The following is a 371-nucleotide window of genomic DNA, read 5'->3' as shown; positions in this document are numbered from 1 at the left end:
AGCGCGGCAGCAGTTTATGATTGAATTACCGGGCGTGGCGGCGGCGTTGCGTGAATTATTAGCGCAAGCATATCGGGAATTGAATTCATTTCAGCAACAGGCAGATTCATTTCTCAAAACCTGTCGCCGTTCAATTGGTGCGCAAGTGACGGCAACCGATGTGGATGAAATGCTCATTCAGCATTTATTAACCGATCAAATCTTCGCGGCAGTATTCACCAATGCCATTTTTCATCGGGAAAATCATTTGGCACAGGCGCTGGTTAAATTAGAAAATACCTTTTTGCGTGGTGATACGCGGCAGCAATTATTAAAACGGTTAGAGCCGTATTTTGCCGCCATTCGACGCACGGCCGCCAATGCAATTACCT

1 protein-coding gene is annotated in these 371 nt (G+C 46.6%); it reads left to right on the top strand.

The genetic code is table 11. From position 1 onward, the window contains the following. Positions 1 to 16: 16 nt before the first annotated feature. On the top strand, positions 17 to 371 hold a 355-nt coding region (locus tag HUK38_RS14810), incomplete at its 3' end, for a hypothetical protein (RefSeq protein ID WP_202985596.1).

The organism is Thiospirillum jenense, assembly GCF_014145225.1.
Classification (GTDB): Bacteria; Pseudomonadota; Gammaproteobacteria; order Chromatiales; family Chromatiaceae; genus Thiospirillum; species Thiospirillum jenense.
Note: the sequence above shows the minus strand (reverse complement) of the source record. Positions and strands in the feature narration are given on the sequence as shown.